This is a genomic window from Promicromonospora sp. CA-289599 (assembly GCF_050936155.1).
Taxonomy (GTDB): domain Bacteria; phylum Actinomycetota; class Actinomycetes; order Actinomycetales; family Cellulomonadaceae; genus Promicromonospora.
The window spans coordinates 1187625-1204998 of record NZ_JBNJNI010000001.1 but is presented as its reverse complement, the minus strand read 5'-3'; the positions used below and the strand labels follow the sequence as shown (position 1 = coordinate 1204998).

Sequence of the window (17374 nt, the reverse complement as noted above, 5' to 3'; positions counted from 1 at the left end):
CGCTCTGATACCTGTAGAAGCTGCACTGTGCGGACCCAGAGGTCCAGTTCTGCCAGGTTGACAGCCAGGTTGACAGCCAGGTTGACAGCAGGAAGCCGGATGGCGGTGAGGAACGCCGGCTCTCCCGCAGCCGACGGAAAGAGAGGGGAAGTGGGCGCAGTGCGCGATCTTCAGATCGACGGCGAGAATCGTAGATGGGTCCAGAGCCTCGGGGCGACCGGGTACGACCGCGAGATCGCCTGCCAGGAGCTCTACCCACTCCTGCTGCGCGTTGCCAGGAGGGAGGTCGTGCGTCGCGCACCGGGTCTGCGGATGTTCGGCCCCGAGCTCGAGGACATCGCGCACCAGGCGACGGGCGATGCGCTGATGGCGATCAGCGTCCGCCTCGACCGGTTCCGGGGCGAGTCCAGATTCACCACGTGGGCGAGCAAGTTCGTCATCTTCGACGTCGCCACCAAGATGAACCGGCACGCCTGGCGGCGCCACGACGTGCCGTACGACCAGGAGGACTGGTCGCGCCTGGTGTCGAGGTTCGAGGTGCTTCCGGACGATGAGGTACAGGCGTGGGACCTCGTCGAGGCGGTCGCCACGGCTGTCCGGAACTGCCTCTCGGAGCGGCAGCGCATCGTCTTCGTCGCGACGGTGGTGCACGGGATGCCGGTGGACGTCCTTGCCGAGGAGCTGGACTCGACGAGCAACGCGCTCTACAAGGTCTTGTTCGACGCGCGCAAGAAGCTTCGGGCTGCCCTCGTCGCCGCCGGCCATCTTCCGCAGGCGGGTCCCGACGGTTCCCGTGCGGCAGGCCGTCCGTCCACGACGGGTACCGCGCACGTGGTGCGAGGTCATTGAACGGACGAGAGGAGCACGGTCCAGAGGGCCGGGGGTCCGGTCAGCACATCCTGCTCTCGACGACCTCGTGGCGGACCCGGTGGCGGCAGAAGTGGCTCCTGGAATCCGAGCCGTGACGACCGGCACGGCTGGCGTCGCCACCCTGCGGACCGGCCGAGGTGGCGCCGACGAAGATCTCGCGGTCCGCGTCAACGACCAGCTTGACGAAGCTGTCGTTGCCTGCCTTGTGAATCCGACGGCGCGTCGAGGCGGGCTCCTCCGCACCGCCTCCCGGGGCCTACCGAGGCAGCATCTTGTCGAAGATCTCGTTGAGGGCCTCGGTGGTGCTGGGGTGGGTGTAGATGGTGTTGCGTAGTTCGGTGGTGGTGATGTGGTGGCGGATGGCGAGGGCGACGGTGTTGATGATCTCCTGCGCGTCGATGCTGAGCAGTGCGGCCCCGAGGATGAGGTCGGTGTCGGCGTCGATGATGAACTTCATCAGGCCGCGGGTCTCCTCGACGGTGTAGGCGCGGGGCATGGCGATGATGTCGGCGACGTTCTCGCGGGCGACCTTGATGTTCAGTCCGGCCTGGCGTGCCTGGGTCTCGGTCAGGCCGACGGTGGCGAGCGGAGGTGTGATGAACAGGGTGTGGGGTACGGCGATCCGGTCGGTCGTGGTGCGCTTGCCGTCGCCGATGAGCTGGTCGAGGACGATGCGGGCGTCGTCCAGGGAGATGTAGGTGAACTGCTCACCGCCGTTGACGTCGCCGAGGGCGTAGATGTGCGGCTGGGTGGTGCGCAGACGTTCGTCGACCTCGATGGAGCCGTTCGGTGCGGTCTTCACTCCGGCCGCGTCCAGGCGCAGGTCGGCGGTGACGGCACGTCGTCCGGTGGCTGGCAGCAACGCGCTGGCCTCGACCGTGTGGGTCTGTCCGTCCTTCTCGTAGATGACGGTCGAGACGGCCCCGTCATCGCGCACCTGGGTGACCCGGGCACCGGTGATGACGTGGATGCCGTCGCCGGTGAGGATCTCGGTGACGGCTTGGGCGACGTCCTGGTCCTCGCGGGGCAGGAGGCGCTCGTTGGCTTCCAGCACGGTCACGTCGGTGCCGAAGTGGCGGTAGATGGAGGCGAACTCCAGGCCGAGGTAGCCGCCGCCGATGACGACGAGCCGTTCGGGGAGGTTGGTGGTCTGGGTGAGCTCGGTGCTGTTGACGAGGTGGTGGCTGTCGGTCAGGCCCGGGATCTCGGGGATCACGGGTTCGGAGCCGGTGTTGATCAGGATGGTCGGGGCGGTGATGGTGATGCGGTCCTGCCCTTGACCGACCGTGATGGTGTGCTCGTCCAGGAAGGTTGCCTCGCCGGTGATGACGGTGGCGGTGTCCTTGCCGTCGAGGGCGTCGAAGTTACCGGCACGGAAGGCGCTGGTCAGGGTGCGTACCCCGTCGATGGAGCTGGCGAAGTACTCCTGCGCGTCGTCCTTGAGGTGCCGTGCGGTGGCGTAGTGGACCAGCATCTTGGTGGGCACGCAGCCGACGTTGGGGCAGGTGCCGCCGTACATGTTCTCGGACTGCTCCACGAGGATGACGCGCTGTCCTGCGTCGGTGAGCGCGTGTGCGGCGGTCTTGCCGCCCTTGCCGAAACCGACGACGAGGACGTCGGCGCTGAGGGAGGTTGGCAGGTTTTCCATGACTCGGTCTCCAGGTCTTCGTTCATCTCTGATGGATCGTCCTCAGACGGCCAGGCTGTGGTGCCACCTGGCCGTCTGACCACTGCTTGGTGCCAGTTCGGGCATCGGCCCTTACCCGCGGCGAACGGGTAGGGGGTGGTTGTCGCAGTGCGCGCGACCGTGATCAGCCGAGGTGGTCTCGCAGGAATCCGCGGATGATGTCGGCGGTCTCGTCCAGAGCGCTCTCGAGCAGGAAGTGCCCGCCCTCGACGAGGTGGATCTCTGCGTCGGGCAGGTCCGCCCGGAAGGCGGTGGCGCCGTCGGGTCCGAAGATCTCGTCCCCCCTGCCCCACACCGCCAGCAGGGGTACCTGCGAACGCCGGAAGTACGCCTGGACCTCGGGGTAGAGAGGAGGGTTGGTCCGGTAGTCGAGGAAGAGCGCGAGCTGGACCAGGTCGTTCCCGGGACGGGAGATCAAGGCGTAGTCGTGGGCCCATGCCCCTGGGTCGACGAGTGTCGCGTCCGGGACTCCGGTGAGGTACTGCCACTGTGTCGCCTCGAGGGTGAGTGCGAAGCGCATGCCCTGCTCGGTGCTCTCGTTCTGTTCGGCGTGGTAGGCCCAGACCGTCTTCCAGAAGCTGTCGACGAAGCCGGCGTCGTAGGCGTTGCCGTTCTGGCTGATGACGGCGGTGACCTTGGAGGGGTGCCGCAGGGCCAGGCGCCACCCGATGGGTGCACCGTAGTCCTGCACGTACAGGGCGTAGCTGTTGATGCCGAGCTCGTCCAGCAGGCCGTCGGTCAGGTCGGTGAGCGCGTCGAACGTGTAGCCGAACTCGTCCGCGCCGGGGGCGTCGGAGAGCCCGAAACCGAGGTGGTCCGGCGCGACGACGTGGTAGCGGTCGGCCAGGAGCGGGATGAGATTGCGGAACATGTGCGAGCTCGTGGGGAACCCGTGCAGCAGCACGAGCGTGGGCGCTTCCGGAGAACCGGCCTCGCGGTAGAAGAGCCGCCGCCCGTCGACGGTCCGGTAGCGATGATGGATGGTAACCATGGAACTGCCTTTCTCTTTGTGCGGTGTGCTGTCGTGGTCAGTTCTCGAGCAGGTCCTTCCGGACCAGCCAGTCGTGCGCAATCTGCTCGGGTGACGGCTTGTCGGGCCCGGCGGCGATAGCATTGAGCGAGGTCAGCTCGGCTGTCGTCAGCTGGGCTGAGACGGGGTCGAGCACCTCGCCGAGCTCGTCGGCCGGAAGCGTCCCGTTGAGCAGCGGGACGACGTTCTGCGCCGGGATGAGGCGTTCGGGATCCTCGAGGACCACCAGGTCCTCGCGTTGGAGGGCCGGATTGGTCGTGAAGATGTCGGCGACCTGGATCTTTCCCGTGAGAAGGGCATCGAGTGTCGCGGGCCCACCGAAGTCGTCGATCGCCAGGAACTGCCAGCCCTCGACCCCGTAGATGTCGGCGAGCCCCGGCCGGCCGTAGTGCCTGGTCTCGTACTCGGTGTTGGACCCGATGGTGATCGTGCCGGCTATGGGAGCCAGATCGGCGATCGAGACCAGGTCGTTCGCCTCGGCGAACTCCGCCGTGACGACCAGCGCATCGGCGTCCTCGGCCGGCGCCGGTTCGAGCGTTGCCAGGTCGAGCGCTTCCAGGGCCTCGGGCAGGGCGGCGTTCACGTCTGCCGGTGCCGAGGCGGTGGCGTCGGGGTCGGCGGCGCGCAGCAGGTTGCCCGAGTAGTCGGCGATGAGGTCGATCGACTCGTCCTGCAGAGCGGGAATGAAGATCTCGCGTGCGCCGATGCCGAGCTCGTAGGTGACGTCGTAGCCCTGGTCAGCCAGTACCAGGCCGTACACGTACGCGAGGATGTCGCTCTCGGCGAAGCCCTGCGAGCCGATCGTGACTGCGGCGTCCGGCCCGCCATCGGCCGCGAGCGGATCGGCGGCGGAACATCCGGCGAGCAGCGCGATACCAAGGGCGGTGCAGCCCGTCGCGGTGAGCCGCGTGAAGAGTCTCATCGGGGGTCTTGTCCTTCCGGAAGGGGCGCGGCCCAGCCAGGGCCGCGCGGCGAGACGGGTGCCGTGCGCCGCCCGGTTCGGCTGCCGCCGTGGGGTGTGGCAAGTGACTGGACGATCGTGAGAGCAGCGTCGGCGACGAGGGCGAGACCAGCGACGAGCAAGGCGCCGACGACCGCGGTCGCGTACTCGTGTCGGGCGAGCCCTTCGATGAGATAGCGCCCGAGTGTCCCTTGGGCGACATACCCGGCGATCGTCGCCGTGGCGATCGCCTGGAGGGTGGCCGAGCGGACACCGCCCACGATCAGCGGCATCGCGAGGGGCAGCTCGACTCGTCGGACGATCTGTGACTCGCTGTACCCGCTGCCGCGGGCGCCGTCGACCGCACTGCGGCCCACGGCCTCCACGCCTGCGTACGTCCCGGCGAGGATCGGCGGGATCGCCAGGAGGACCAGTACGGCGATGACGGGGGCGAGGTGCAGCCCGAACAGGAGCACCGCGAAGAGGAGGAGGCCGAAGGTGGGCAGGGAACGTGCGACTCCGGTGGCCGCCACGACCAGGTTCCGTCCACGACCGGTGTGCCCCACGAAGAGGCCGAGTGGTACGGCGGCGACGGTGGCGGTGACGACTCCCGCTGCGACGTAGAGTGCATGTTGCACGAGGCGGGTGCCGATGCCGTCAGGCCCCGGCCAGCTCCGAGGATCAAGGATGAGCAGGAGGGCGTCCGTGACGTAGTTCATGCGACGCCCGTTCCGCTCAGCGTGCGGGTCCACGGCAGCACGGCACGGCCGGCGAGCACCAGGAGCAGGTCGAAGACGAGTGCCAGGAGCAGTACCGCTGCGATCCCCACCACGATCTCTGTCGGATGGTCACGCTGGAATCCGTTGGTGAAGAGGTAGCCGAGACCCCCTTTGCCGATCAGTGCTCCGACGCTCACCAGACTGACCGTGCTGACCGAGGCCACCCGGAGGTGGGCGAGCAGGACCGGCCCCGCGAGCGGCAGCTGCACCTTCCAGAACAGCCCGGCGGGGGAGTAACCCATCGCTGTGGCCGAACGCGTGACGGCCGGTGGCAGATGGTCGAAACCATCTACGGCGCCACGAAGCATCGTCGCGACGGCATAGAGCGTCATGGCTGCCATGACGTTGAGCTCGTCGAGGATGCGAGTGCCCAGCACCAGGGGGAGAAGGACGAAGAGCGCAAGGGACGGCATCGTGAAGACGATGTTGAACGACGTCAGCACGACCACTCGTGCTGCTCGGACGCGATGGGCCAGCCACCCGAGAGACACCGACGCCAGCAGCCCGACGACGATCGGCACGGCGCTCAGGCGCGCGTGCTGCAGCGCGAGGTCTGTGACGAGGGGCAGATTGTCCTGCAGCCACGACATCAGCCCACCACCTGTGTGCCCCCACGCGACCGTGGCGTCGGGTCGGCGACCGGGAGGCGGCCCCCGGGGGCAGTGATCACGCCGACGGGATAGCCCCCTGCGTCGACGACCACCCGGTCGTCCCCGTCCCTGGGGCGACGGGTGCTGATCGTCAGGCGCCGTTTGCCACGGGCGCTACCGATGAACGCCGCGACGAAGTCGTCCGCCGGTTCGGCGAGGATGTCCGTCGGCGTGCCGTGCTGCGCCACCTGCGCACCGGGCCGGAGCACGACCACCTCGTCGCCGAGCAGGAACGCCTCGTCGATGTCGTGGGTGACGAACACGATGGTCTTGCGCAGCTCCTGCTGGAGCCGCAAGGTCTCCTGCTGCAGGTCCGCACGGACGATCGGGTCCACGGCGCCGAAGGGCTCGTCCATGAGCAGGATGTTCGGGTCTCCTGCCAGCGCTCGGGCCACCGCGACACGCTGTCGCTGCCCACCGGAGAGCTGTGCCGGATATCGGCGGGCGAGTGCTGGGCTCAGCCCGACCACGTTCATGAGCTCACTCGCCCGCAGCTGGGCGGCGCCTCTGGGCTCACCCTTCAACAGAGGCACTGTCGCGATGTTGTCGATCACACGGCGGTGCGGGAGGAGCCCGGCGTCCTGGGGGACGTACCCGATCCCACGTCGCAGCGTGACGGGCGACCGACCGGCAACGTCCTCACCGTCGATCTCGACGTGCCCGGCGCTCGGGTCGACCATCCGGTTGATCATCCGCAGGAGCGTGGTCTTGCCGCTGCCGCTCGAGCCCACGAGGACCGTGATCCGGCGAGGGGCGAGCCGCAGGCTGAAGTTCTCGACCGCGGGGGCCCCGTCGTCGTAGGACTTCGTCACCCCGACGAACTCGATCACTGGATCCACCGCCACGTCTGGGCGATCTTGTCGTCGGGCGGGACGACGAAGGCGACCACTCTGCTCAGGGCCCGGCGGAGCACACCGTGTCGTCCGACCGACATGGTGCCTGCTGTCCGGGGCAGGGCTGGCGTCGCTACCGCCGGCTTACCGGTGGGTGCTGTGTTCATGGTGAGCTCCTTGCCGTGTCCGTGCCGCACCGTTACCGGCCGGTGAGGCGTTCGTAGTCCGCGGCCGTCAGCAGGGCCTGGAGCTGCGCCGCCAGAGTGACCGGGTCGACCGTGATCTCGGCAAGCCACGCGCTCCCGTACGGGTCGGTGTTCACGAGTTCAGGCTGATCGGGGAGCGACTCGTTGACGGCGGAAACGGTCCCCGTGACCGGTGCGACGAGGTCGCTGACGCTCTTGGTGGACTCGATCTCGCCGATCGCCTCGCCCGCGGTCGTCGCGGTGCCTGGTGTGGGTAGCTCGACGGCTACGACATCACCGAGCGACTCCTGGGCGAAGTCGGTCACGCCCATGCGAACGGTGCTTGGCCCAACCGTCTCGACCCAGTGGTGCTCCTCGACGTAACGCAGGCCTGGGGGGACTTCTGTCATGATTTGCTGCCTCTCGTGCGGTAGGTGGTCAGCCGGCGGGTCGGGTCCGGGCCCTGAGCTCGTCCGGGTCCAAGGCGCGGTCGACCCCGTGGGCCGTGACCAGCTGGCCCGGGGCCAGGCTCTGGCGGATGCCGTCGAGGTAGATCTCGAGCAGGTCCGCCTCGAACGAGATCATCGTGTCGATGCGCCGGACCTCGGTGAACGCTTCCTCGTAAGCCCAGGCGGCGTTGTCGACGCCGCCGACGGAGTAGTAGCTGGCCAGGCCCTTGTAGGGGCAGAACGTCTGCCCCTCCAACGGGCGCAGCGCGTCGAGGGCGACGTCCTTGCGGTCCACGTACCAGCGCGGTGCGAAACCGGACTCGTAGAGGACCGTAGGGGTGTGCGTCTCCGCGATGACCTTGTCACCCTGCCTGACGACCAGGTGGCGGGTGGTGGACCGGATGTCTATGCGGTGGTAGGCGTCCGCGGCGTGGCCCAGGATGCGCTCGTCCTCCTCGTAGAACGCGTCCATCTTCCGCCAGGCGAACGCGACCCGGTTCGCGAGGAGTGCGGCGTGGTCCGGCAGGTCGGTGTACTGCCACGCGGAGCGCTCCGCCGGCTCCTCTGTGGCGGTGACCGTGAACCAGGTCGTCGCACCCAGCTCGCGGTGCTGGGTCACGCGGCCAGACGGTTCCAGCACGTCGGCCCTGATGTCGGAGACAGGAAAAAACGCGACGGGGTAGTGGCCAGGCTCGTGCAGCAGGACCACGTCCTCGCTGTCGGCGATCCACTGGCCGTCGAGCTGGACCCGCATACGCCGGCGTAGCGGTTCGGCGAACAGCAGCCGCTCCGGTAGCGGGGCGGCGGTGAGAAACGTGCCGACGCTCCGTGAGGCGAGCGGGCCTTGCTGCCAGCTGAGTCCCATGACGAGTTCCCTTCATCGTCCGACCATCTGGCCGGTGACTAATGTCTAACATGCGATCTCAACCATTAGCAAGATCGGATCTCTGGCGTTGCTGAGCCTCGGCGATCGCGGCTACAGTGAGTCGCGGCAATGTTTAGGAGGAGCTTGTGAGCGTTAGTGTCAGTTTGGGCGCCATGCAGGACGCAGGGTTCCCGATGGGCGGTGAACCGTCGGTGGCCATCGACCTCGTCGACACGGTGATGCTCGCGGTGGACCCTTCGGTCGACCTGCTCGAGGATCGCGCGGCGACCTGGTGGAAGCTTCAGGAAGCGAGGCTGCCCGGAGGTGAGACGCCGCCTGGGGTCGCGGTACGCAGGCTGCGGGGGGCGATCCGCTCGGCGTTCGAGGCCCGTATCGAGGGGCGGGCGCCGTCGGCGTCCGCGGTGGAGGACCTCAACTCGTTCGCGGCATCGGTACCCAGCAGCCCGAGGCTCGAGGTAGGGCCTGAGGGGCTTCGCGCCGCAACGAGATGGCATCCGGAGTACGGCGGCAACGCGAAGCTGGCCGCCATCGCATGCGAGGCGGTGCTCCTGCTGTCCGACCCGGACCGCGCCGCACGGCTGCGGCACTGTGCCAACCCCAGGTGCTCGATGATCTTCCTGGCTGAGAACTCGCGGCGCGTCTGGTGCACGGCCAACATCTGCGGCAACCGTGCCCGGGTGGCTCGCCACCAGCGTCGGCAGCGACCGGCCAAGCAGGGTTGAGCGGAGCCGTCGGCGCCCTCTCGGGGCAGTGTCGCCGACGAGGGCGTGAGACCTCGGCGCCGGTGTCACCGGCGGCGTCCGGCGGCGTCTAGTGTTCGAGCACATCGTCGTCGGCACTTGTCGTCGTCTGCTGGCTCGGGTGGCCGCGTTCCTGGATCCGCCAGGTGTTCCCATCGGGGTCGGTCACCACGAACGAGCTGGAGTAGTCGGTGTGGTCCGGGTCGGGACCCGATGCGTAGCGGCCGGTCCAGTGCTGCCGGTCGGTCTTGTGGACGAGCGGGCCGGGAGCGGCCCCACGCTCGGTGAGCTCGCGGTGTGCGGCTTGGGCGTCGGTCACGACGAGATAGTTCTCGGTCGCCGATCCCGGGCTGGCGTCGGTGATCCCTGTGCCCAGCTGGACCGAGGTGGCCGACCCTGGAGGGGTGAGCTGAGCCACGCGGAAGGTGCTGGTCGGCGCCCAGTCCACGTCGAGGTGGAAGCCGAGCTGATCGCGGTAGAAGGTGATCGCCGTCTCGACATCCTTGACGGGCAGGGTGAGGACCTCGAGCCGATAGTCCATGGAGCTCTCCTGGTCTCTGGGTCGTCAGAGGTCGACGACCATGTCTTCCGTGGGGCGGGCACAGCACAGCAGGGTCTGGCCGGTGGGCGGTGGTTCCAACGGGGTCGGCCGGTAGCTGGCGGCGCCGGAGATGACAGGGGTCGCACAGGTATGACAGACGCCTGTGCGACACGACCACCGTGCGGGTACGGCACACGCCTCGGCCAGCTCGAGCAGCGACTGGTCCCGCTGGCGCCATCGCGCACTGAGACCGCTCCGGGCAAACGTGACGAGTGGCCCCGCGCCGGTCTCGACGGGCTGGTGTGGCGGTACGGGCGCACCGTCCGGTGTGCCAGGGGCGAGCGACGGCAGCGTGCTGAACAGCTCGGAGCGGATCCGGCCGGGTTCGATCCCGAGGGCACGAAGGGCACCGGCGACGTCGGCCACGAAGGCCGGTGGTCCGCAGAGATAGGCGCTGGCAGAGCTTGGGATGCCGAGACGGCCGAGCCGGTCCACGTCCGGGCGGCCCTGGTGGGTCGTCATCGCGCCGCGGCCGGGCCGGGCCGGCCCGGGCCGGGTGTAGAAGATCACCGCGCGGCTGCCGGGCAGGTGTTCGAGGAGCCGCTCGGCCTCCGTGGCGAAGACGTGCTCGGAGCGGCCGCGTGCGACATGGACCCACCAGACCGGTCTCGGGCGTCCGCTGCCCACGAGCTCACGGAGCATCGCTATCAGCGGTGTGACGCCGACGCCGGCCGAGGCAAGGAGCAGGGGCGAGGTGCCCGGACGCAGAACGAAGGCGCCACGTGGAGCGGCGACGTCAACGGTGTCGCCCACCTCCACGTGATCGTGGAGGAACCGGCCCGCGCGGCCGTGGTCGTCGCGTCGAACGGTGATGCGGTAGCGGCCCGCGCCCTCCTGGGCAGAGACGGAGTAGTTGCGGATCAGCGGCGCCTGGTCCGGGTCGTCGAGCAGGCGCAGGGTCAGGTACTGGCCCGGTTGAGCGGGTCTCGCACGTTCCCGGCCGTGGTCCTCCAGGTGGTACGAGGAGACGGTGCGCGTCTCCTGCACGATCCTGGTGACTGTCATCGGGCGGAATCCTGCCCACGCAGGTTCGGTGTCGACGGCTGTGGTTCCGGCGACGGTTGCGGTGGCCAGATCGCCGTCGAGCAGGTCACGGAACGAGCGGCGCCAGCCCGGGCTGAGAGCGGTGACCTCGACAACCTTGCGCAGGGTCTCCGCGTTCCTGCCTGGCAGGTAGAGCAGCGCGTCGACGGCGGCGACCGACAGCTGGTGGTGGCCGGTCCGGGTCTTGAGGACGAGGTCGCCGGCGCTGACCTCACCTTCCGTGACGACCCGGAGGTAGAAACCGGGGCGCCCGTGGCTCACCAGGAGGGCGGGCAGCTCTGGTACGCCGAGCCGCATCCCTACGCGGAAGCACGTCACCCGGGGTTGTGTGACCTCGAACTCCGCGGTCCCGATCCGGTACCGGTCGCCGATGCACACCTCGTCGTCGGGCAGTCCGGAGACGGTGAAGTTCTCACCGAAGCTGCCTGGCGTCAGGTCGTCGCGTCCGAGAAACGCTGACCAGTGGTCGTAGGAACCCTGCTGGTACACGAGGACTGCCCGCTGCTCACCGCCGTGACCGTCGGGGTCGCCTTGACCGTCACCGTCGACGTTGAGCCGGCGCACGGTTCGCGGGCCGGTGACCGGCGTCTTGTGGATCCCGGTGTAGACGGTCGTGCCGTTCCACCGGACGCTGCGCGGCAGGCCGACGTTCACGGAGAGCAGCATCGGAGCGCCGCCGTCCTCCCCGGCTGGGGAGGCGGTCGACGGCGTCGGGGAGGTCTTGATCATGGCCGGGCTCCCTGGACGCTGGTCTGGTACGGCCGGCTGCGAGTTGTCATCGCGCACTTCCTTCGGGCCGGGGGTCCAGTCTCTGGCGGAGAGGGTGTCGACCGGATCCCCCGTCGGGTAGTCCGCACGGGTAGTGACATCGGAGATCGGGCACTGCCTGGTGGCCGGGACCACGATGGGTTGACCCGCAGGAAGCACTGTGTGCTACCTTCGAGATGAACGCAAAGTAGTTTGCATACGGATCACACGGATGTGATCCTGGTATGGGGCCGTTTCGGTTTGGTCTGAAAGGTTCAGGTGCAGCAGAAACGCAAACTGGTTTGGATGTTGAACCGACTCTAGGAGCTCATCACATGCATGATGTCCTTGACCCTCGCGACCTGGTGCCGGACGAGGCGGAGCAACGTGCGCACAGCGGGTACGACGTCGACGGGCTGGTCGAGCGCGCGCGCACCGCGGCAGCCGCCAACGACCTGCCAGGCCTCACCGAGATCGCCGCGACGCTGAAGAGCGCACGACTCGATCCCGAGTGGCCCTACACGGAGCCGGACGACGAGGAAGAGCTGCGTCGGACCGCTGCGTCGGTCGCTCCGCTCGCCGTCGACGGGGAGCTGCTTCGCACCAGGCTCAGAGGGGCCTGGCTCGGCCGCACCGTGGGTAACACCATGGGCAAGCCCCTGGAGGGGATGAACCGCCGTGAGGTACGGCTCTACCTGACGGCGGGCGAGGCCTGGCCGCAGACCGGGTATGTGCCCCTCGTCGACCCGGCGCCCGCGGGGATCCGCTGGATCCATCCCGACGGGCCGGTCTCCGCGCTCGGCACCTTCGAGGACGTCCCACGCGACGACGACATCGACTGGACGATCCTCGGCCTGTTCATGCTTGAACGCTACGGGCGTGACCTGACCACCGAGGACGTCGCGCGCGAGTGGCTCGACCGGCTGCCCTTCACCCAGACCTTCACGGCCGAGCGCGCGGCCTATCGCAACCTGGTCCTCGGTAAGCCGATCCCCGAGACCGCATCCTTCGACAACCCGTACCGGGAGTGGATCGGCGCGCTGATCCGCGCCGACATCTTCGGCTACGTCCACGCGGGTGATCCGGCGTCCGCGGCGACCGCCGCCCTCGTCGACGCGAGGCTCAGCCACACGAGGAACGGCATCTACGGCGAGATGTGGGCGTCTGCGCTCGTAGCCGCTGCTCTTGCGACCGACGACGCCCGGGTCGCCGTCGAGATCTCCCTGGGCGTGGTGCCGACCGGATCGCGCCTCTACGAGGCAGTCCGCGCGATCCTCGACCTGTATGCCACAGGCATCGATCACGACGCCGTGCTGGACTGGATCGACGCCCGTCTCGGGCACTACAACTGGGTCGCCACGGTCAACAACGCGGCGATCATCACCGCCGGCCTTCTGTGGGGGGCCACCTTCACGGACGCGGTGGCCAAGACGATCGCGGGCGGGTCCGACACCGACTCGACCGCCGCGACCACTGGCAGCGTCTACGGCGCGTTGCACGGCGACGAGTCCATCCCGTCCGGCCTCGTCGGTACCACCCACGTGCACGTGCGCAGCGCAGTGCGCGGTTTCGACCGCATCACCATCGACGAGCTGACCGACCGCACTCTCGACCTCGTCGAGACGTTCCGGAGTGCCGGATGACCACCGTTCCGATCATCATCGACACCGACCCAGGGCTCGGTGAACCAGGGAGCGTCATCGACGACGGTCTCGCCATCGCCCTCGCGCTGGCGTCGCCGGAGCTCGACGTGCTCGGCTTGACGGTGGTGAACGGTAACGTCGGCGCTCTCACCGGCTACGCCCTCGCGCACGACCTCCTCGAGCGGCTCGGCCGCGCCGACGTCCCGTTGCGGCTGGGTGCCACGGATCCGCTCCGGCAGGACATGGCCCATGTGCGAGAGGTCTTCGGGTCCGCGGAGCCGACCGGGACGACCTCGCCGCCCGCCGGAGTCACCGCTGACGCGGCGCAGTGGCTCGTCGAGCAGGTGTCGGCGCAGCCGGGTGAGATCACTCTGGCGGCGATCGGTCCGCTCACCAATGTCGCCGAGGCGGTCCGGCTCGATCCGGGCTTCGCGTCGAAGGTGGCAGAGGTGGTCGTCATGGCGGGCAACGGGCCTGCGGGTGCTCCGGGCACCGGGACGGACCTTCCCGACTTCAACATCTTCGTCGACCCTGAGGCCGCTGACCTGGTGCTGCGCTCGGGAGCGAAGATCCGCTCGATCGGCATCGACCAGACCTGCCGGGTGCGGCTGACGACACAGGACGTCGCATCGCTGAGGGCACGAGGCTCCGGCGACGGCGTGAGCGCCTGGCTGGGCGACCGCGTCGACGCCTGGATCGAGCGGGAGTCGAACGGAGCATCGCACGACCGCGAGCCGTTCTGCCTTCTTCATGACCCGTTGGTGATCGCGACCATCCTTCGCCCGGAGCTCTGTGAGTTCGCCGACGTGGAGGTAGCGGTCGACCTGGGGCAGGGGCGCCTGGTCCAGGTCACCGGTGAGTCCACGGACGGGATCGCGAAGGTCTCGGCAGCGGTCGACACCGACGTCGCGGCGGTTCACACCCTGATACTCGATCGGATTGCCGCGCTGTAGTCCTGACCAGAGACGGAGGGCGACGATGCCCCACAGAGACGCACCCGCAGGGGCGGAATGCCGTTCGCACCCTGTCGCACCTGAACCAAGCCGCCACACAGGTGCCATCCACCACCGAGCCATGGAGTCGTCGTGAGAAAGAACCTGCGCAGGACCGCCGTCATGATCGCCGCCGCCTTGTCCGTCGCGGTGCCGCTCGCCGGTTGCGGCGAGGCATCGGACGGGAAGGTCCAGCTCGAGATCTTCCAGAGCAAGACCGAGGCCATCGCCACGGTCGACGAGCTGATTACCGAGTTCGAGAGGACGCACCCGGACATCGAGGTCGAGCAGACCTCGGTGCAGGACTCCGTCACCGTCCTGAAGTCGCGACTGGCCAAGGGAGACGTGCCCGACCTCATCTCGCTCAATGTCAGTGCGTACTACGACATGGCGCAGAGCGGCCTGCTCGCCGACCTCTCGGACACCGAGGCCTACCAGGCAGTCGACGACGTCAAGGCCCTCGACTACCTCAAGGGGGCCGGCCAGACGGACCAGGCGCTCGCCGTGCCGTGGGCGACGAACGCCCAGCTGGTCCTCTACAACAAAGACCTGTTCGCCCGGTACGGGGTGACCCCTCCGGCCACGTGGGAGGAGTTCCTCGACGTCGCCGAGACCGTCAGGGCGGCAGGCGGCACGCCGTTCGTCTTCGGCTGGAAGGACACCTGGCCGCCCATGGCGCTGGCGAACTCCGTCGTCGCCTCGGTGAAGCCCACGGACCTCCTGGCCCAGCTGCAGGAGGGGGAGACCACGTTCGGGGAGCAGGACGAGTGGGCCCTGGCGACCGAGAAGATGCTCGAGCTCAAGGACTACGCCCAGCCCGACGTGTGGGGCGCCGACTACGACACCGCCCTGGCGTCGTTCTCCGACGCGGACGCGGCGATGTACGTCGACGGCACGTGGGCCTTGCCCAGCATCGAGAAGGCCAACCCCGACCTCGAGGTAGGCGCCTTCGTGATGCCGAGTCCCGATCCGGCCTTCGAGACCAAGGTTCCGGCAGGCCCGGACTCGTACCTGTCGGTGTACAAGGACGGACCGCACACGCAGGAGGCCCAGGAGTTCCTGGACTACCTGCTGAGCGCTCCCGCTCAGAAGCTGTTCGCCGACCAGCAGGCCCTGTTCTCCGTGCGTGACGACGTGCAGTCCGCTGACCCGCTCATGGCAGGCCTCAAGACCGACTGGATCGACGCGGGGCGGACGGCGACGTACTCGGACGGGTTCTTCACCGGCGGTACGAACTACCAGGCCATCACCTGGGACTACCTGAGCTCCGGAGACCAGTCCGCCTATCTCGCGGCGCTGGACGACGACTTCGCGACGTACGGCCTGAAGAAGTAGTCCATTGAACGGCACGGCCCCGGACGGTCGCGAGACCGTCCGGAGCCCCCGGAAAGGCGTACGTCGAATGCGAAACGGCTCCAGAGCATTTCTGATCATGGCCCTGCCTGCCGCGGCCCTGTTCTTCGTCTTCCATACCGTGCCCGCGCTGCAGGGCCTCTTCTACAGCTTCACCGACAGCCGCGGTTATGGATCCTGGGACTTCGTCGGTCTCGACAACTATGTCCGCCTGTTCCAGGACGAGGACGTGCTGGACGGCTACGTGTTCACCCTCGGCTTTGCCGTGGTATCCACGATCGCCGCGAACGTCATCAGCGTCGTCCTCGCGCTCGCCCTGAGCGCGAACATCAAGTTCCGCTCGTTCATGCGCAGCGTGTACTTTCTCCCGGCGATCCTCTCGGTGATCGTGGTGAGCTACATCTTCAACACGATCTTCTCGACCGGCATCCCGCAGGTCGGCGAGTCGCTCGGCATCGAATGGCTGTCGACGAACATTCTCGGCTCGCCCGACACCGCCTGGATCGGCGTGGTGATCGTCACCGTGTGGCGGTACTGCTCGACCATCACGGTCATCTACATCGCCGGCCTGCAGACGGTGCCCGAGGACGTGATCGAGGCCGCACACCTTGACGGCGCCTCCGCGTGGCGACGCTTCTGGTCCATCACGTTCCCGCTCATCGCGCCGTTCTTCACCATCAACATCCTGCTGAGCTTCAAGGACTTCGTGCAGGTCTTCGACCAGATCGTCGCCCTGACCGAAGGCGGCCCGGGCAACGCGACCCAGTCGATCTCGTTCCTGATCTACCGGGCGGGTTTCGCCGGCGGCGAGTTCGGGTACCAGTCGGCCAACGCTGTCGTCTACTTCGTCATCATCGCCCTCCTTTCCGCCCTTCAAATTCGATTCCTTCGCCGGAGGGAGACCGCGGCATGAACGACTCACGCGCGCAGAGCGTCTCGAAGTGGCTCCTGACCGCCCTGTTGGCTGTCGGGTCCCTGACGATCGTCGTTCCGCTCTACTTCACCGTTGTCACAGCGCTCAAGTCGCCGAGCGAGCTCCGGGGCAACCTGTGGGCTCCCCCGCAGGACCCGATGTGGAGCAACTTCGCGGACGCGATCGAGATGACGGGCTTCTTCCGAGCACTGGGCAACAGCCTGCTCGTGACAGTGGTGTCGATCGCCCTCGTCGTCGTCACCAACTCGCTCGTCGGCTACGCGATCGCACGGAACCTGCACAAGCGGCTGTACCGGGGCCTGTTCGCCTACTTCTTGACCGCGCTGTTCATCCCGTTCCCGATCGTGATGCTGCCGCTGGTCAAGGAAATGGCCTTCCTTCGGCTCGACAACATCGCCGGCCTGATCATCGTGTACGTCGTGTACAACCTGTCGTTCAACGTCCTGCTGTACGTCGGGTACATGAGCACCGTTCCGGTCTCGCTCGAGGAAGCGGCGATGCTTGACGGGGCCGGCCCGTTCGCGACCTTCCGGCACGTCATCTTCCCTCTGCTGACGCCGGTCAACGCCACCGTGGCGATCCTCACCGGCCTCTGGGTGTGGAACGACTTCTTGCTCCCGCTCGTGCTGCTCAGCGATCAGGCACAGTTCACGCTGCCCCTCGTGCAGAACGTGTTCCAGGGGCGGTTCACGTCGCAGTACAACCTGGCGTTCTCGTCGTACATCCTGGCGCTGACCCCGATGGTGCTCATCTACCTCGTCTTCCAGCGGTGGATCATCGGTGGAGTCATGCGCGGAGCGATCAAGTAGAAGGCCGAAAGAGAGGGGCACACGACGAGACGTCGTGTGCCCCTCTGTCGTTGTGCCAGGAAGGCGGCCATCGTGCCCGCGAAGGAAGGAGTCGCCCGCACCCGTGGTGTCGATGACGCGCACCTGCGGCGTCCGCCTCGATCATGCGGGCGAGCGGGCTGGGGTTGAACACCCGGCGTGCCTTGTTCGCCTGCGCCCACCG

General features: G+C 67.9%; 18 protein-coding genes. 7 read left to right on the top strand and 11 right to left on the bottom strand.

The annotated features are described in order from the left end of the window. Positions 1-159: 159 nt before the first annotated feature. On the top strand, positions 160-849 hold the full coding sequence (locus ACQEVI_RS05365; RefSeq protein ID WP_432895460.1) for a sigma-70 family RNA polymerase sigma factor: 690 nt from the start codon (positions 160-162) through the stop codon (positions 847-849). Between the two features lie 277 nt (positions 850-1126). Here ACQEVI_RS05365 and ACQEVI_RS05360 read toward each other — a convergent pair whose 3' ends face one another. The 9 genes from ACQEVI_RS05360 to ACQEVI_RS05320 all read right to left on the bottom strand — a co-directional run bounded on the left by ACQEVI_RS05360 (position 1127) and on the right by ACQEVI_RS05320 (position 8288). Continuing rightward, complete coding sequence (locus tag ACQEVI_RS05360; RefSeq protein WP_432895458.1) at positions 1127-2518, bottom strand: dihydrolipoyl dehydrogenase family protein; 1392 nt, start codon at positions 2516-2518, stop codon at positions 1127-1129. 163 nt (positions 2519-2681) lie between these two features. After that, positions 2682-3548 (bottom strand): alpha/beta fold hydrolase, encoded by an 867-nt coding sequence (locus tag ACQEVI_RS05355; RefSeq protein ID WP_432895455.1) that lies wholly within the window; start codon positions 3546-3548, stop codon positions 2682-2684. A gap of 37 nt (positions 3549-3585) precedes the next feature. Then, positions 3586-4509 (bottom strand): ABC transporter substrate-binding protein, encoded by a 924-nt coding sequence (locus ACQEVI_RS05350; RefSeq protein WP_432895453.1) that lies wholly within the window; start codon positions 4507-4509, stop codon positions 3586-3588. Further along, positions 4506-5246, bottom strand: a complete 741-nt coding sequence (locus tag ACQEVI_RS05345) for an ABC transporter permease (protein ID WP_432895451.1) — start codon at positions 5244-5246, stop codon at positions 4506-4508. The genes ACQEVI_RS05350 and ACQEVI_RS05345 overlap by 4 nt, the downstream gene beginning before the upstream one ends. Next, on the bottom strand, positions 5243-5896 hold the full coding sequence (locus tag ACQEVI_RS05340) for an ABC transporter permease (RefSeq protein ID WP_432895449.1): 654 nt from the start codon (positions 5894-5896) through the stop codon (positions 5243-5245). Before ACQEVI_RS05340 ends, ACQEVI_RS05345 begins: the two co-directional genes overlap by 4 nt. Further along, positions 5896-6786: an ABC transporter ATP-binding protein gene (locus tag ACQEVI_RS05335; RefSeq protein ID WP_432895447.1), complete on the bottom strand. Its 891-nt coding sequence runs from the start codon at positions 6784-6786 to the stop codon at positions 5896-5898. Before ACQEVI_RS05335 ends, ACQEVI_RS05340 begins: the two co-directional genes overlap by 1 nt. Then, a complete protein-coding gene (locus ACQEVI_RS05330) occupies positions 6783-6956 on the bottom strand; it encodes a hypothetical protein (RefSeq protein WP_432895446.1) in 174 nt (57 codons plus the stop codon). The genes ACQEVI_RS05335 and ACQEVI_RS05330 overlap by 4 nt, the downstream gene beginning before the upstream one ends. A 32-nt stretch (positions 6957-6988) precedes the next feature. Then, complete coding sequence (gcvH, locus tag ACQEVI_RS05325) at positions 6989-7384, bottom strand: glycine cleavage system protein GcvH (protein ID WP_432895444.1); 396 nt, start codon at positions 7382-7384, stop codon at positions 6989-6991. A 28-nt stretch (positions 7385-7412) separates the two neighbouring features. Then, positions 7413-8288 (bottom strand): DUF427 domain-containing protein, encoded by an 876-nt coding sequence (locus tag ACQEVI_RS05320; protein ID WP_432895442.1) that lies wholly within the window; start codon positions 8286-8288, stop codon positions 7413-7415. A gap of 146 nt (positions 8289-8434) precedes the next feature. Here ACQEVI_RS05320 and ACQEVI_RS05315 point away from each other — a divergent pair, with 146 nt between their 5' ends. After that, the gene (locus ACQEVI_RS05315) at positions 8435-9031 is read left to right on the top strand and encodes a CGNR zinc finger domain-containing protein (protein ID WP_432895440.1); all 597 of its coding nucleotides are present in this window, start codon (positions 8435-8437) and stop codon (positions 9029-9031) included. Between the two features lie 88 nt (positions 9032-9119). On the opposite strand, the gene ACQEVI_RS05310 is transcribed toward ACQEVI_RS05315, so the two are convergent. Both ACQEVI_RS05310 and ACQEVI_RS05305 read right to left on the bottom strand, forming a co-directional pair. Beyond that, positions 9120-9590, bottom strand: a complete 471-nt coding sequence (locus ACQEVI_RS05310) for a VOC family protein (protein WP_432895438.1) — start codon at positions 9588-9590, stop codon at positions 9120-9122. A 24-nt stretch (positions 9591-9614) separates the two neighbouring features. Next, positions 9615-11423 carry an MOSC domain-containing protein gene (locus ACQEVI_RS05305; protein ID WP_432895436.1) on the bottom strand — a complete coding sequence of 603 codons (1809 nt, stop codon included), beginning with the start codon at positions 11421-11423 and terminating at the stop codon, positions 9615-9617. 353 nt (positions 11424-11776) lie between these two features. Between ACQEVI_RS05305 and ACQEVI_RS05300 the strand changes: the two genes are divergently transcribed. The 5 genes from ACQEVI_RS05300 to ACQEVI_RS05280 all read left to right on the top strand — a co-directional run bounded on the left by ACQEVI_RS05300 (position 11777) and on the right by ACQEVI_RS05280 (position 17172). Beyond that, complete coding sequence (locus ACQEVI_RS05300; protein WP_432895434.1) at positions 11777-13084, top strand: ADP-ribosylglycohydrolase family protein; 1308 nt, start codon at positions 11777-11779, stop codon at positions 13082-13084. Then, positions 13081-14037, top strand: a complete 957-nt coding sequence (locus tag ACQEVI_RS05295; RefSeq protein ID WP_432895432.1) for a nucleoside hydrolase — start codon at positions 13081-13083, stop codon at positions 14035-14037. The genes ACQEVI_RS05300 and ACQEVI_RS05295 overlap by 4 nt, the downstream gene beginning before the upstream one ends. A gap of 132 nt (positions 14038-14169) precedes the next feature. Then, on the top strand, positions 14170-15411 hold the full coding sequence (locus tag ACQEVI_RS05290) for an ABC transporter substrate-binding protein (RefSeq protein WP_432895430.1): 1242 nt from the start codon (positions 14170-14172) through the stop codon (positions 15409-15411). 97 nt (positions 15412-15508) lie between these two features. Next, positions 15509-16342: a carbohydrate ABC transporter permease gene (locus ACQEVI_RS05285; RefSeq protein ID WP_432895427.1), complete on the top strand. Its 834-nt coding sequence runs from the start codon at positions 15509-15511 to the stop codon at positions 16340-16342. Then, positions 16339-17172, top strand: coding sequence for a carbohydrate ABC transporter permease (locus tag ACQEVI_RS05280; RefSeq protein WP_432895425.1), 834 nt, complete (start codon positions 16339-16341; stop codon positions 17170-17172). Before ACQEVI_RS05285 ends, ACQEVI_RS05280 begins: the two co-directional genes overlap by 4 nt. Positions 17173-17374 lie beyond the last annotated feature (202 nt).